General features: G+C 57.6%; 6 protein-coding genes and 2 pseudogenes. 3 read left to right on the top strand and 5 right to left on the bottom strand.

The annotated features are described in order from the left end of the window. Positions 1–6 precede the first annotated feature (6 nt). Positions 7–1,611, bottom strand: coding sequence for a 5-guanidino-2-oxopentanoate decarboxylase (locus IG168_RS00155; RefSeq protein ID WP_193161104.1), 1,605 nt, complete (start codon positions 1,609–1,611; stop codon positions 7–9). A gap of 221 nt (positions 1,612–1,832) precedes the next feature. Here IG168_RS00155 and pdxH point away from each other — a divergent pair, with 221 nt between their 5' ends. The 3 genes from pdxH (at position 1,833) to IG168_RS20540 (ending at position 6,364) form a co-directional block, all read left to right on the top strand. Next, positions 1,833–2,471, top strand: coding sequence for a pyridoxamine 5'-phosphate oxidase (gene pdxH / locus IG168_RS00150; RefSeq protein WP_193161158.1), 639 nt, complete (start codon positions 1,833–1,835; stop codon positions 2,469–2,471). A gap of 489 nt (positions 2,472–2,960) precedes the next feature. Beyond that, on the top strand, positions 2,961–5,237 hold the full coding sequence (locus tag IG168_RS00145; protein WP_193161103.1) for a TonB-dependent receptor: 2,277 nt from the start codon (positions 2,961–2,963) through the stop codon (positions 5,235–5,237). A gap of 149 nt (positions 5,238–5,386) precedes the next feature. Beyond that, positions 5,387–6,364, top strand: coding sequence for an NAD(P)H-quinone oxidoreductase (locus tag IG168_RS20540; RefSeq protein WP_226876369.1), 978 nt, complete (start codon positions 5,387–5,389; stop codon positions 6,362–6,364). 232 nt (positions 6,365–6,596) lie between these two features. Here the strand turns inward: IG168_RS20540 and IG168_RS00140 are convergent. From IG168_RS00140 to IG168_RS00125, 4 genes and pseudogenes are all read right to left on the bottom strand, one after another. Continuing rightward, positions 6,597–8,486, bottom strand: a pseudogene (locus IG168_RS00140) (transporter substrate-binding domain-containing protein); the annotation flags it as partial. 393 nt (positions 8,487–8,879) lie between these two features. Continuing rightward, entirely contained in the window at positions 8,880–11,174 is a 2,295-nt protein-coding gene (locus IG168_RS00135) for a transporter substrate-binding domain-containing protein (RefSeq protein WP_193161101.1), read from the bottom strand. Positions 11,175–11,266: 92 nt separating this feature from the next. Beyond that, positions 11,267–11,455: pseudogene (locus IG168_RS00130) on the bottom strand (exodeoxyribonuclease VII large subunit); the annotation flags it as partial. A 392-nt stretch (positions 11,456–11,847) separates the two neighbouring features. Next, a complete protein-coding gene (locus IG168_RS00125) occupies positions 11,848–14,190 on the bottom strand; it encodes an MltF family protein (RefSeq protein ID WP_193161099.1) in 2,343 nt (780 codons plus the stop codon). Between the last annotated feature and the right edge of the window lie 188 nt (positions 14,191–14,378).

The raw sequence follows: 14,378 nt of genomic DNA, 5'->3' as shown, positions 1-14,378 counted from the left end.
CGCTCTTCAGGGCGCGGTTATTTCTATCAGTGTCGGGGTCTTTCGCTGCAGGGCTTCGGCAACGGCGTCCACCAGTTGTTCCGGTCGATCGATGCGCTGTCCCTCTGCCCCACAGGATCTGGCCAGGGCAACGAAATCCGGGGTGCGGAGCTCGACGCCTTCACGATCAACCCCGGCGTCATCCATAAAGTCGCGGATCTCACCGTAGCCGGCATTGTTCCACACCAGGATAGGCAGCGGCAGTTGCTGTTCCACGGCCACCATCAGTTCGCCGACGGTAAACATCATGCCACCATCGCCGATCAGCGCGAGTACGTCCCGCGGGCCGGCGAGCCTGGCGCCGATGGCGGCGGGCAGGGCAAAGCCGAGGGTGCCGTAACCGGTCGTGCAGGTGAGGTGACTGCGGGGATGGTACAGCGGCAGCGCGTGATTGGTGTTGTAGGCCAGCTGGGTGGAGTCTGTCACCAGGATACCCTGTTCCGGCAGCGCGGCGCGCAGCGCCTCGACCCAGGGGAAACGCTCTTCCGATCCGGGCCACCACTCTTTGCGGCACTCCTGCAGGGTCTGTGCGAGTTCGGCGGCAACAGCCTGTTGCCTGGCGTTGTCACAGGGGCTGAGCGCGGCATCCAGCTGCTGAAGTGCCGCTTCGGCATCGGCGCAAATCGCCAGGTCCGGGTTGGCGTTGCAGACCAGTTGTGCCGGGTCTATGTCGATGCGAATCAGTTTGCCGGCGAAGGCGTAGTCGGCGCGTACCAGGTTGCGATCGGTTTCCGCCAGCTCGGTACCTACCGCCAGCACCACGTCGGCATTCTCCACCCGTTCGCGCACACAGTCGAAACTCAGGTTGGCACCACCACACAGGGGGTGGCGCTCGTCGACGATGCCCTTGGCCGCGAGCGAGAGAAACACTGGCGCGGCGAGTTTTTCGGCAATTGCGGTTGCCGGCCGTCCGGCGGCCTGGGCGCCGCCGCCGAGCAGGATCACCGGACGATCCGCCGCCTGCAGCCACTCTCGCGCGGTTTCAATGGCCGCACTATTGGCTGCGGGAACTTCCGCGGTCGGGCTGGCGCGGTAGTCTTCGATCTGGCCGGGCATCGGCGCCGGGAACAGGTCGATGGGGATTTCGATGTGGACCGGTCCCGGGCGGCTGCAGGACAGCAGTTGGAACGCGCGGGCCATCACCTCCGGCAGCTGCTCCGCAACAGTCAGCGTGTGTTGCCAGATACAGTAGCCGCGGCTCACATCGCTCTGGCGTGGCAGCTCGTGCAGGCGGCCGCGGCCCATGCCTAGGTCCTCGCGGCGGTTGACCGCAGAGATCACCAGCATCGGGATCGAATCCGAGTAGGCCTGGGCCATGGCCGTGGCGGCGTTGGTCAGGCCTGGTCCCGTGATCAGGAAGCACACGCCGGGCTTGCCACTGGCGCGGGCGTAGCCGTCCGCCATAAACGCGGCGCCCTGCTCGTGGCGCGGGGTAATGTGTTGCAGGCCGCTGCCGGGCAGGCCGCGGTAGAGTTCGATGGTGTGAACGCCGGGAATACCGAAGACTTTTTCAACCTGGTAGTCCCGCAGCAGGCGCATTAACACCTGGGCACAAGTGGGTGCAGAGGGCATGGCTTTTGCCGATCCTTGTGTTTCGAATTTGCAGTGAGCCTAGCGAGCGCAGAATTGCGACGCAAGCAGCTGCAGAGTCTGCTTCTGGGGCGTGAGAATTCACTGGATAATTGAGCATAGGACAGGCCTGCCGTGCGGAAAATTGCGCGCATTGGGAATTCCCGCGACGGCGAGTAAACTTAGCGGACTTGTAAGTCTGATCCACACGGAGTAGCAAATTGATGGAAATAGATCAGTGGCGCCGGGAGTATCTGCGCGGCGGCCTGTCGCGGGACGACTTGTGTGAAAGTCCGGTAGAGCAGTTCAAGCAGTGGCTGGAAGAGGCGGCGGCAGCTGGGCTGCCGGATCCCAGTTCCATGTGCCTGTCCACCGTGGATGCCAACGGGCAGCCCTCCCAGCGCATCGTACTGCTGAAAGGGGTCGATGAGCGGGGTTTCGTCTTTTACACCAACCTGCACAGCCACAAAGCGCGGGATATCGCCTCCAACGGCCAGGTCTCGCTGCTGTTTCCGTGGCAGTCGCTGGAGCGCCAGGTCATTGTCTATGGCCGCGCACAGCCGCTCGACCGCGATGAGACACTGCGCTACTTCCACTCCCGCCCCCGGGAGAGCCAGCTGGCGGCATGGGCTTCGCGACAGAGTGAGGTGCTGGATAGCCGCGCACAGCTTGAGGAGCAGTTTGAGGCCGTGAAAGCGCGTTTTGGTGACGGTGAAATTCCACTGCCGGATTTCTGGGGTGGCTACCGGATAGTGCCCGAAGCGGTTGAGTTCTGGCAGGGCGGCGCCAGTCGCCTGCACGACCGTTTTATGTACCGCCGCAGTGCGGATGGCGAGTGGCAGGCGGCGCGACTGTCCCCCTGATCAGAAGCAGGCTGGCGGGCCAAAACTGGGCCAATGTGGATGCATCGGCTCGGTTTGTCTCGTGTTTCGATCGGTTAGCAACAAGAAGACTCGCTGGTCTAATTTTCTGCTGCCACTGTTGGGGCAGATACCATGCCGAATTCTCCTTTTCACTAGCGCGCTATTCTGGTGCAAATTGGTAACGCTTCCCGGTAGTAAAACTACAGAGTTTTTTAAATCCTTGCACAATTGTCACTAGAGACCGATTTCGGGGCGGAGCTGTTACCTTGAAGGTAAAATACTCCCGGAAATTGCTCGAAAATGTAGTAACAAGTTGCTTCCGCTAGTCATTACTTCTGTGTAATCTTCTTGGTATCGACGAATAGTCGGTGCGATTTCAGCGCGGTTGCTGGTCGGGGCTTCATAAAAAAACAACAGCGAAGCTGTGCAGTACCGATCGCGATGAACCCGTTGCCATCGATAACAATAAAAGAGCAATGGAGAGAGAAAATGAGACGTCCATTTAATGGAAGAAGCGCTTCTGCCCTGATGTCCGCCTGTTCAGTGGCGACGCTCTGGTTGGCCAGTGGCGCGGCAGCGGTACACGCCGCTGACGGCGCGGTGGCGACCGTCATGGAAGAAGTTGAAGTTACCGCGCGCAAGCGCGCCAATGCAGAAAAGCTGCAGGAAGTGCCAGTGGCGGTCACCGCCTATTCCGGCGACCAGCTCGAGGCACTGCAGACCAAAGACCTGCAAAGCCTTGCCTTCAAAATGCCCAACGTCCAGCTGGACGATGTGGGTACCATCAAAAGCACCGCCAACTTTACGGTCCGCGGCCTCGGCGTAAACAGCTCCATCCCCTCCATCGATCCCACCGTTGGGGTATTCGTGGACGGCATGTACCTCGGTGTGAATGCCGGTGTGGTACTCGACCTGTTTGATCTCGAGGGCATCGAAGTACTGCGCGGCCCCCAGGGATTGCTGTTCGGGCGCAACGTCACCGGCGGCGCGGTGCAGATCCGCACGGCACGCCCCACCGAAGAATTCACCAGCAAGTTCCGCGTATCCACCACGGATCACCAGGAAACCAATGTGGCCGGTGCGGTATCCGGCAAGCTGACCGACAACATCAATGGTCGCCTGACCGCCTATTACAACGACGATCAGGGCTGGTTCGAAAACAAATACACCGGCAATGACCACTTTGGTGCGTCGACCACCTGGTTTATGCGCCCGAGCTTCAGCGTGGATCTCGGCGATGCGGGCGACCTGTTGCTGCGCTTCGAATCCGGCCGTGTGGACGGCGATGGTGTGCCGGGACAGAATCGCGGCGACTACTCGCAACAGATCGCCGCATCAGTTGGTGTGACCGACTGGGATAACAGCGAAGGCTCCTTCGAGATCGCCATCGACGAAGAGGGTTGGTCAGAAACCGAGTGGAACCAGGCGATTGCCGAGTACAACAAGGATGTGGCGTTCGGTAACGGTACCATTACCAACATTCTCGCCTGGCGGGAGTACGACATGATCGGTGCGGCGGATATCGATTCACTGCCGCTACCTCTCTTCCATTCCGGCAGTTCCATCGACCAGAGCCAGGTGTCCAACGAACTGCGTTACGCCGGCCGCTTTGGCAACACCTCGATCACTTCCGGTGTTTACTGGTTCAGCCAGGACCTGGAGTACATGGAGAGACGTGAGATTCTCGGTGTATTGGCGGCGCTGGGTCCGCCCTATGATCAGCTGTTTCCGCAGATTCATGCCGGTGGCGGCGTTCAGGATCACCAGGCCCTGGGTGTGTTCACCCAAGCGGATATCGACCTGAACGACGAGTGGGTACTGACCCTGGGCGGCCGCTACTCCAAGGAAGACAAGGATGTAGATATTGCCTCCATCATTCCGGGCAACGACTGTACGCTGGGGGGCTGTTCGGCCTTCGACTTCAACGACAGCCATAGCTGGAGTGCCTTTACACCGAAAGTCGGCCTGCAGTGGAATTTCAGCGACAGCGCGCAGACCTACGCGGTCTGGACCAAGGGCTTCCGCAGCGGCGGTTACAATATGCGCAATACCGTGCCCGGTGCTGAACCCGGTCCCACCGATCAGGAAGAGCAGAACAGCTTCGAAGTCGGCGCCAAGGCTCAGTGGCTGGACGGCCGGGTTCGGACCAATATGGCGGTGTTCCACAACACCATCGACAACATGCAGCGTGAAGTGAACCTGCCCAGCGAGACCGCTGGCGTTGCTCAGCTGATCCGCAATACCGCGGACGCGACTATTCGCGGTGCTGAATTCGAGATGATGGCGGGGCTGTCCGACAGCCTGCTGCTGAGCATGAATGTCGGTTATGTGGATGGCGACTACGACAAGGTCTGGCTGGATATCAGTGGTGACGGAGTAGTAGATGACACGGATCTCGGCCTGGACATTCCTCGCCTGGCGCCCTGGACTTACGGTATGGGTTTGGTACACGACCTGGCTCTGGGCAATCTCGGTATTGTTACTTCTCGGGTCAATTACAACTTCCGCGACGCATCAGCCTATACGGATAACAACCGCGGTATGTTGAGCGAAGTGGAAATGGTCGATTTCAGCATTGGCTTTGCGCCGCTGGAAGGCAATTACAGTTTGTCCTTGTTCGGCAAGAACATGCTGGATGAAGTCAGCGAGGGTAACAATACCCAGCTACCGGTTATGCTTGGTCCGGTTGCTCTGGGACCCAATTCCACCTTTACACCGCTCAATCGCGGTCGCATCATCGGTCTGGAATTCAATTACGATATCTGATCGGCAATTCCAAACCGTCACGAAAGAGCCCGGCACTGCCGGGCTTTTTTGTGGCAATTTCTCACCGGGCACTTTAAAAGTCCCGGCGCTGCGCTAGGATACTCGCCGGGGAGTTATTCCAACCTATTGCAGAGTTTAACGGGAGTCCTATGCGCTACATCAATTTGCCCGAATACGGTGGTCCGGAAGTCATGCAGCTGGCCGAAGGCGAGAAACCGTTACCAGCCGCGGGCGAAGTGTTGATCGAGGTGAAGGCCGCCGGCGTCAACCGGCCGGATGTGTTTCAGCGCATGGGGCTCTATCCGCCACCTCCCGGCGCGTCGCCGATCCTGGGGCTGGAAGTGGCCGGGAAAATTGTCGCGCTGGGTGAAGGTGTGGCGCGCTGGCGGGTCGGCGACGAGGTCTGTGCCCTGGCCAACGGCGGCGGTTACGCCGAGTTCTGTACGGTGCCCGCCGGCCAGTGCCTGCCGGTACCAGAGGGACTGTCGCTGGTCGATGCCGCGGCGCTGCCGGAAACCTTTTTTACCGTGTGGAGCAATGTGTTCGATCGCGCAGGTCTACGGGCGGGTGAATCCCTGCTGGTCCACGGCGGTTCTTCCGGTATCGGCACTACCGCGATTCAACTCGCTGCGAATCTGGGTGCGCAGGTATTTGCGACCGCCGGCTCCGATGAAAAGTGCGCGGCCTGTGAAAAGTTGGGTGCGGACAAAGCCGTCAACTACAAGTCCCAGGACTTTGTCGAGGTACTGCGCGAAGCGACCGATGGTCGCGGTGTCGATGTGATTCTGGATATGGTCGGAGGCGATTACGTCGACCGCAATATCCAGTTGGCCGCGCGGGACGGCCGTATCGTCAATATCGCCTTCTTGCAGGGATCGCGGGTGCGGGTCGATATGCTGCCAGTTATGTTGAAGCGACTCACCCTCACGGGCTCGACCCTGCGGCCGCAGAGCGCGGAAGCAAAGGCGGCCATCGCCCGGTCGCTGGAGCAAAAGGCGTGGCCGTTACTGGCAGCCGGAAAAATCCGTCCGCAGATCTCCGCAACCTTCCCGCTGGAACAAGTGGCAGAGGCGCACAGGCTGATGGAGTCCAACAGCCATATCGGCAAGATAGTGCTGACTTTGTAATCACCCATGGCGACAGTATCAGTGGAACCGATCTGCTGATATCGCCGGTGGCGACATCGGTATAGGCGTTGTAGAGCCTACTGATATTGCGCACATAGATAACGGGTTCGGCCCCGCGCGCGTAGCCGTAGCGAGCCTTTTCGAAGTAGCGGGGTTCGGAGAGTTTGAGCATCGCGACTTCAACATTGTCGACCCACTTGTCCGGATTCAGCCCCAGTTTTTTGGCCAGAAGGCGTGCGTCATTAAGATGGCCGATGCCCGCGTTATAGGCGGCGAGCGAGAACCAGAGTCTTTCATCTACTGGCAGCTTGTCGCTGAAACGCGCGCGGACCCAGTTGAGGTAGGTGACGCCGGCATCGATTCCTTCCTCCGGTCGAAGCAATGGCGGGTCGAAGCCCATTTCCTGGGCGGTTTGTGGCATTACCTGTAGCAATCCCTGTGCCCCGACCGATGACTCCGCCTTGGGATCGAAATTACTTTCCTGCCACATCTGCGCAACCACCAGGCGCCAGTCGAAATTGTTCTCCGCAGCATATTTTTTTACCAGCCCGTCATACGGGGACAGTTCGCCACCAGGCAAAAGCACGTTTTCGAGTTTCTGGGTCAGGTCCCTGTCTGGCTCGAAGTAGTTCAGCACCCATTTTTTATGGGCTTCACTGGACAGAAAATTCTGCAGAAAATCGTTGACGCTGCGCAGAAGCTTCTTGTTCCCTTTGGCGACCATCCAGCCTTGTGGAAGCCGCTCACTGACAATGGCCCCTTCGATCAAGTTCTCGTGTACGAGTATCTGCGCTTTACTCAGGTTGGCATCTTCCAGCGTCGCGTCAAACTTTCCTTCGGCAACGCCTGTGAGAATTTCGTTGAATGAGGTGGCTTTGGGGAGGATCTGCACGTCAACATCAATGCCTTTGTCCCGCAGGAACTTGGCAGTTGCAATGAATGCGGAACCTTCGCGTAAAGTCAGTGTGCGGCCACTGAGTTCCTGGGGAGAATTGATTGGCGGTGAGCCTTTGTGGCTGAGTACGCGTTGTTCGGTCTGCAGGATAGGGCTGCTGAATTCGACACCTCTTTCCAGACGTTGGTGTGTTATCGTGGTGCTGGCCCCAGCAACGTCGGCCTCACCGCTATTCAGTAGTTCAATGAGGTCTGTATCGTATGGGACAGAGATGACCTGAAGTTCGAGGCCGTGCTTGTCAGCAAATTTGCTGATCAATTCGTAATCCAGGCCGGCCAGCACACCCTTCCACAAAAAGTAGCCCGGACCGTTGTGGGTGGCGAACCGCAGTACGCCCGATTTCTTGATCGAACTCCAATCCGTTTTGCGCCGCTCCTGAGCCTGCACGATGGTTTGTGTGAGAAAGTTGTTTATGTCGGCGAGTAACTTCGGGGCGTCTTTGCGAACGGCCCAGACAATCGAGTACTTCTCTCCGACCGTGGCGCCGATCTTCATGTCAGCCATAAAACCACTGAGACTTTCTGCGGTGTTTTTGCCAATGAGGCCAACTATGGGGCGCTCACTGTCCAGGGTGTCCAAAAATTCTTCGGAGAGTTCATCGATAGGGAGTTCTCTCACTGTAATATTAGCCGATGGTTTTTTCTTCGAAATCTTATGCGCTTCCTTAGCCAAGACGCTGTTGGCGAGTACTGTCAACTGGACATTTTTCAAGTTTTTCAGGTTGCTGATATCCGGCCCATTTTTGCCGGTGTAAAGTACCCTTTGCGTTTGCGTCAATGGCTCCGTTAAACTGAGTTTTTCCTTTCTCTCCTCAGTTTCCGCTACGTTGTCTGTTATTACATCAGCCTGGCCATTGATGATCATTTCGATGGCCTGATTGGGTGATTCGGCGAGCATGAAATGCGGTTTCAGGTTGAGGCGCTTCGCAAGCTTCTCGGCGAGCCGGTAGTGGCTCTGGACCAGTGATCCTTTGGAGGAATAGTTTGCTAAATTGCGATAAACGAGGACAAAGCGAATGATGCCGCGCTTTTTGATTGCTGCCAGGTCGCCGGTTTCGGTGTAGTTTTTGAATTTCCCGCCGGGTGAAGTTTCACTGGCTGGTGCGCTGACCGCCGAATTTTTCTTAATCGCCTTTGGAGCCTCACCGCGATGGCAGGCTGTTGTCATCGCGATCAGCGTAAAGATCAGCAGAATGTAGTGAAACCATGTGGTAGCTCTGCCCATGTGAACCTCCGGCACAGAGTGAGATCGTCTGGAGTGCAAATTCATCCTCGTTAATATTTGCGCATCCTTCGCTCGACTTCCGACTATTTGCTCCTGGGCCTGTCCGCCGCGGGCCAGGGTAGCCCGGGAAGACCTGCTCGATGATTTGTTTCCAAGGCTTCCAGTCGTGTTCGCTATGTTAGCCTCGACGACAGAGACTCTACTAGGTGACATCCGATTGGTTCGAAAATAATCATTTGCGGAAAGATTGCGCGATCGGGAGGCGAGTACAGTTACCGCTCTGGAATCGCATAATCGTCATCCTTGGCGCGCCCGCCGTTAAAGACAGCTGCTGACCTAAGGGACGCTATCGCTTGGCCGGCTGGTTCCAGTTGCCGCCGGGTAACGAATCACCGCTGGCGGCGGACGAAGGGGGGGGCGCACAGTGACTTCCCCGGTAGCCACGTCGGTATAGGCCTTGTAGAGATTGCTGATATTGCGGACATATTGCACCGGTTCGGCGCCGCGCACGTAGCCGTAACGGGCCTTTTTAAAATATTGGGGTTCCGACAGTTTCAGCATGGCGACTTCCACATTGCCAAACCATTTGTTGGGGTCGAGACCCAGTTCCCTGGCCAGTACTTGCGCATCCAGCAAGTGGCCTAAACCCGCATTGTAGGAAGCGAGGGTGAACCACAATTTTTCGTCTAGTTTGGTGCCGGCGGGAAAACGGTTTCGCACCCATCTCAGATACTTGACGCCGGCTCTGATGCCCCGCTCCGGTTCAAATAACGGAGGTGGAATCCCCATATCTTTCGCTGTATTTGGCATGACCTGCAGCAATCCCTGCGCGCCGACTGGAGAAACCGCCCTCGGGTTGAAACTGCTTTCCTGCCACATCTGTGCGGTTACCAATCGCCAGTCGAACTGGTAGCGCGTGGCATAGTCCTTGACCAGAGCGTCGAAGGGCGACAGGTCGGCGCCGGGTATGATGCGTGCCTCCATGCGCTGCAGGTGGCGTCGGTCGGGTTTGAGATAGATTTTTACCAAATTTTGATATTTATCGCTCTTGCGGTATTGCTTGATAAATTTGTTGACCTCTTTCAGTAGTTGCCAGTTCTGTGGCAGCAACATCCAGCCTTTGGGACGCGGGTCTGCGGTCTGCATGCCGGCCAGTAGCTCCGGGCGTACAGAGGCTTCTATTTCAGCAGTGCTCGCATCCATAATGGTCGCATCGAGCTCGCCACTGGCCACCATGGCAATCAGTTGTAGGTAGGAGACGTCCGGGGGCGCCACGACGACTTTTACGCCCAGGCCAGTTTCTTTCAAGGCGTGGGCGCTTGCGCTGAATGGCGAAAATGCGCGCAGCGTAATTGTGCGCCCTTTGAGATCCAGTGGAGTCTCGATGGGAGGTTTGTCGCTGTTACTTAATATTTTTTCAGCCATTTCCGCGTAAGGGACTGTGAAAGCCACGCCCTGGGCCTTCCGCTCGGGCGTAAATGTGGAAAAGGCGCCGGCAATGTCACCACGGCCCTCCTTTAGCCATTGCACCAGGCTCTTGTCGAAGGGGACAGCGACCACTTGGAGCTGCAGGCGATGCTTTTCCGCAAAGGCTTTGGCCAGTTCGAAATCAAAGCCCATCAGTACACCCTTCCAGAGGAAGTATCCCGTAGGGCCGTTATAGGTAAGCAGGCGCAATACCCCGGATTTCTTGATTTCAGGCCAGTCAGCAATACGTTGGTTGACCGGCTTTACCAGTGAGCGGGTGAGGAAGTTATCGATCCTTGCGAGGAGGTTAGAAGAGTTCTTTCGCACACCCCAGACAATATCCTGCGACTCCGAAACGCTTGCCCCGACGCGGAGGTCGTCGCGATATTGCCGCAGACCCTCGATGGTATTGCTGTCGAGGATAGTGACGGCATGCGGATCCTTGAGAATTCTATCAACCAGACCTCCGAGCTTGTTGTCCAGGTGGAGCTCTTCCAGGGCCAGGTTGGCATCGGGGTGCTTTTCGATAATTTCTTTTGCGGCATTGACATGTGTGCTACCGGCAATGACCAAGAACTTGACGTCGTGCAGATTGGCCACATCGCTTATGTCGGGCCCGTTGGGACCGGTCAATAATTGCTGATGAATGTGCTCGATTGGCGCGGTGAAGTTAATGATCTCTCCCCGGGCTTTGGTCGCGGAGAGATTGTCGGCGATGACGTCACCATATCCCTGTTGCAGCAGCTCAATGGCCTTGGCCGCCGAGTTGGTACGAACCCAGACGGGTTTCAGTTTCAGTCGCCGGGCCAGGTTATCGGCGAGTTGGTGATGGAGCTGGGTGTCAATGGTATTTGATCGGTACAGTTGCTCCTGTTCGTAAAGCGTAATGCTCACGAACCGGATCGTGCCGCGTTTGCGCAAGGCTTTCAGGTCGCCTGTCTCGACATAGTTTTTGAATTCGGTCGTGTCCCTTGTTTCCGGTGTTTTCGCCGGCGGCGGTATCTGCCCCTGATCCACGGCCTGCTTATGCGACGGGGGCTGCTGCTTGAGGTGATCCGGCGATTTCGGCCCGCCACAAGCCACCATGATCAGCGCCAGAGACAGGGCCAGCGTGATCTGGAAGAAATGATTGGAAATGTGGTGGCACAGTCGACCTTCCCGCATGCACTGCTCCGGCTGTCATTGACAACCGAATGCTAGTGTGGGGATTGGCCCGATGACGACAGGTGCCGACATCGGAACCGGAAACGCGGCCTTCAGTCGACGATGTTTTTGACGGAGGCGACAAATTCGCCGCGAGCGAGCCGAACCGTCACTGGCTGTGCTGGAGACAGGGTGCTGGAGTCCTTGACCACATGGTTTTGTTCGTCGCGCACGATGGCATAGCCGCACTGCAGTACGGCCAGCGGGCTGATGTTGTGCAGCAACTGACAGCTGTGGCCGAGTCGTTCAGCGCGCTGCTACAGCAACTTGCGCATGGCGCTGTACAGGCTTGCAGTGCTGAGCTGCAGGCGCTCGCGACCGGCGCTGGTTCCGCTCGGGAGGCAGTGGGCGAAGGCCCTGCGCACGGCGACAAGGTCGCGGCGGCGCTCCTGTCCACACTGGCTGGCTGCGCCCGGTGTCGATGCACAGCGCGGCGGTATCCTCTATGATCCACCCTTCGCCGTTGCGCACTGATGTGTAGGCGCTCTCTGGCACGGCCAGCGGGTTTGTAACGGCCCACTGGTTTGTCTGGCGGCCAAGTAATTCGGCCCCTGAAGGGAGGTTTTGTAGACAACTATTGAAACATCGCGACTGATGACAAAGCTGCACGCCAAAAATTCTCCAAATGCAGTTATTATTTTGCTGGCTGCAATCCCTTTCGCAGAACATGCAGGGAAGAGCCGGGGCTGCCAACTGGGCGCGCTTGCCCCCCGGTTCCATTGATATCCCGCCATGGAACTGGCGCACTCTGGCCCGCTCTGCCGATATCGCCACTTGCAACGTCGGTATAGGCCTTATACAAATTGCTGATTTTGCGCACGTATATCACGGTTTCGGTGCCACGACAGTAACCGTACCGCGCCTTTTCGAAATAACGCGGCTCGGACAGCTTGAGCATAGCGATTTCCACGTTGTCGAACCACTTGGTCGGGTCTAGTCCCAGTTCCTCTGCCAACCGCTGAGCGTCATACAGATGGCCGAGGCCCGCGTTGTAGGAGGCGAGGGTAAACCAGAGCTTATCGCTCAAGTGGATAGGGGCTTCAAGGCGATTGCGAATCCAGCCCAGGTACTTCACCCCCGCCTTGATATTCTTGTCTGGATCGAAGAGGGGAGGGGGGTAGCCCATATCCGCGCCGGTTTGCGGCATGATTTGCAGCAGCCCCTGAGCGCCCACAGGAGACTTTGCTTTCGGGTTGAAATTGCTCTCCTGCCACATTTGCGCTACGACCAAGCGCCAGTCAATATCGTATTTCAGCGCCGAGGCTTTGACCAGGTTGTCGAACGGCGACAGATCTTCGCCCGGTATTATCTTGGCCGAAAATTTCTGCAAAAGGTGCTGGTCGGGCTGAAAATAGATGGCGAGGAGATCTTGATACGCCTTTCTATCGCGGAATTTTTTGATGAAACGATCAACTTGCTCGAGAAGTTCGCGATTGCCCCGCTTTACCATCCACCCCTGCGGCAGCGGATCGCTGACCTTTACCCCGGCAACAAGGGCGGGGCGTAGCGCCGACTGCATCTCGACGACATACGCATCCTGAATGGTGGCATCGAATTCTCCGTTTGCGATTTTGTCCAGGATTTCATTGAAAGACGTGCCCTTGGGGGCAATTTGAAGCTTTACGTCGATGCCGCTCCTCTGCAGAGCGAGCGCGGTCTCGATGAATGCGGTTTGGGGGGAGAGGGTCAGCGTGCGCCCCTGAAGGTCGTCCAGGGTCGCGATTGGCGGTTTATTGCGATTGCTGATAATTTGCTGGGGCGTGTCAAAGGTGGGGACACTGAAGTCAGCGCCCTCGGCTTTGCGCTCATCGGTGATGGTGGTCGTCGCTCCGGCAATGTCGGCGCGTCCGCTCACTACCCAGTCGACGATGTCCTCGCCGTGTGGTACCACAATGACCTGCAGCTGGAGGTTGTGCTCGTCGGTGAATTGCTTTGCTATTTCATAATCGAATCCCATCAGCATCCCTTTCCACAGGAAATAGCATATTGGTCCGTTATAGGTGGCGAAGCGCAGAATTCCGGACTTCTTGATAGAGTACCAGTGCGAGTCGCGAGCGGATTTTTCGGTGATCAGCGACCGGGTTAGGAAGTTGTTGATGCGGTATTGCAGTCGCGGAGCACCCCTGCGCACGCCCCACACGATATCCCGTGATCCACTGACTCGGGCACCGATTTTCAGGTCTTTGCGGTACTGAAGGAATTCCTCGGCCGTGTTTTCGTCCAGGAGTGCCACGCGATTCTCTCCTTGGTTGACCATGTCGATCAGAGCGCCAAGTTTCACTCCGAGGCGCACCTCGCGTATTGAGAAGCTTGCCGCCGGATATTTCTGTTCTATCTCTCGTGCCGTCTGTGTAAACACACTGCCTGCCACTACGAGCAGCTCGGTATCTTTAAGTTCTTCAATATTGCTGATATCAGGGCCGTTCTCCCCGGTGACCAGCACTTCATACGTTTGTAGCAAAGGAACCGTGAGTCGAAGTATTTCGCCGCGCTGCTGCGTTTTGGTCAGGTTGCCTGTGTAGACGTCTGCCTCACCGTTGGCCACCATCTCTATTCCCCGCTGCGGTGATTCCGCGACAAGCCAGCGGGCCTTAAGATTCAGTCGCGCCGCCAGCCGCTCCGCGAGCTGTACATGGGTCTGGTTGACGATGGCGCCGCGTGGAAGTGCACTGTGTCTGTCGCTGAGCATACTGACAAAGCGAATCACGCCGCGTTTTTTAATTGCAGTGAGGTCCCCGAGCTCCCGGTAATTTGTTCCTTCGGGTTCGGCTGCCGGCTCTTGCTGTTGATTTTTTTGCTGAGCCCGCGATCCTTGTTCTTCGGTGGAGGCGGGGGGCTCGCTTGCGGTGCCCGTTTCGGCTTTGGATTTTTGTGCGGTACCGGAGTCAGGCCTGTCGCACGCGGCGAGTGGCAGCGCCAGTAGGAATGCCAGGCAACAACGCCAGACGAAATGAGTTGCCGTATTGCCAGATGCCATTGGGGGCTCCGGGAGTTTCTGTGACCCATATATTAGAGTGAGGTCAATTCGGCTCCATTTCACAGGTCCCGTGGCAGAAGACGGGCCCTCGCTCGCCAACCCCATTGGCAATCGATGTGATTTCGCCACCGACATTCGGGTGCTGGCGGCGATCTGGGCGGGTTTGCTGGGGTGGGTCGCGGGCCTGC

This window comes from Microbulbifer hainanensis (assembly GCF_014904735.1).
Classification (GTDB): Bacteria; Pseudomonadota; Gammaproteobacteria; order Pseudomonadales; family Cellvibrionaceae; genus Microbulbifer; species Microbulbifer hainanensis.
The sequence above is the reverse complement of the archived record's forward strand: the minus strand, read 5'-3'. Positions and strand labels throughout refer to the sequence as shown.

What these genes read in the sequence shown, in the direction of transcription:
- IG168_RS00155 (WP_193161104.1), bottom strand. Translation starts at nt 1,611, where the DNA reads ATGCCCTCTGCACCCACTTGTGCCCAGGTGTTAATGCGCCTGCTGCGG.
- pdxH (WP_193161158.1), top strand. Translation starts at nt 1,833, where the DNA reads ATGGAAATAGATCAGTGGCGCCGGGAGTATCTGCGCGGCGGCCTGTCG.
- IG168_RS00145 (WP_193161103.1), top strand. Translation starts at nt 2,961, where the DNA reads ATGAGACGTCCATTTAATGGAAGAAGCGCTTCTGCCCTGATGTCCGCC.
- IG168_RS20540 (WP_226876369.1), top strand. Translation starts at nt 5,387, where the DNA reads ATGCGCTACATCAATTTGCCCGAATACGGTGGTCCGGAAGTCATGCAG.
- IG168_RS00135 (WP_193161101.1), bottom strand. Translation starts at nt 11,174, where the DNA reads ATGCGGGAAGGTCGACTGTGCCACCACATTTCCAATCATTTCTTCCAG.
- IG168_RS00125 (WP_193161099.1), bottom strand. Translation starts at nt 14,190, where the DNA reads ATGGCATCTGGCAATACGGCAACTCATTTCGTCTGGCGTTGTTGCCTG.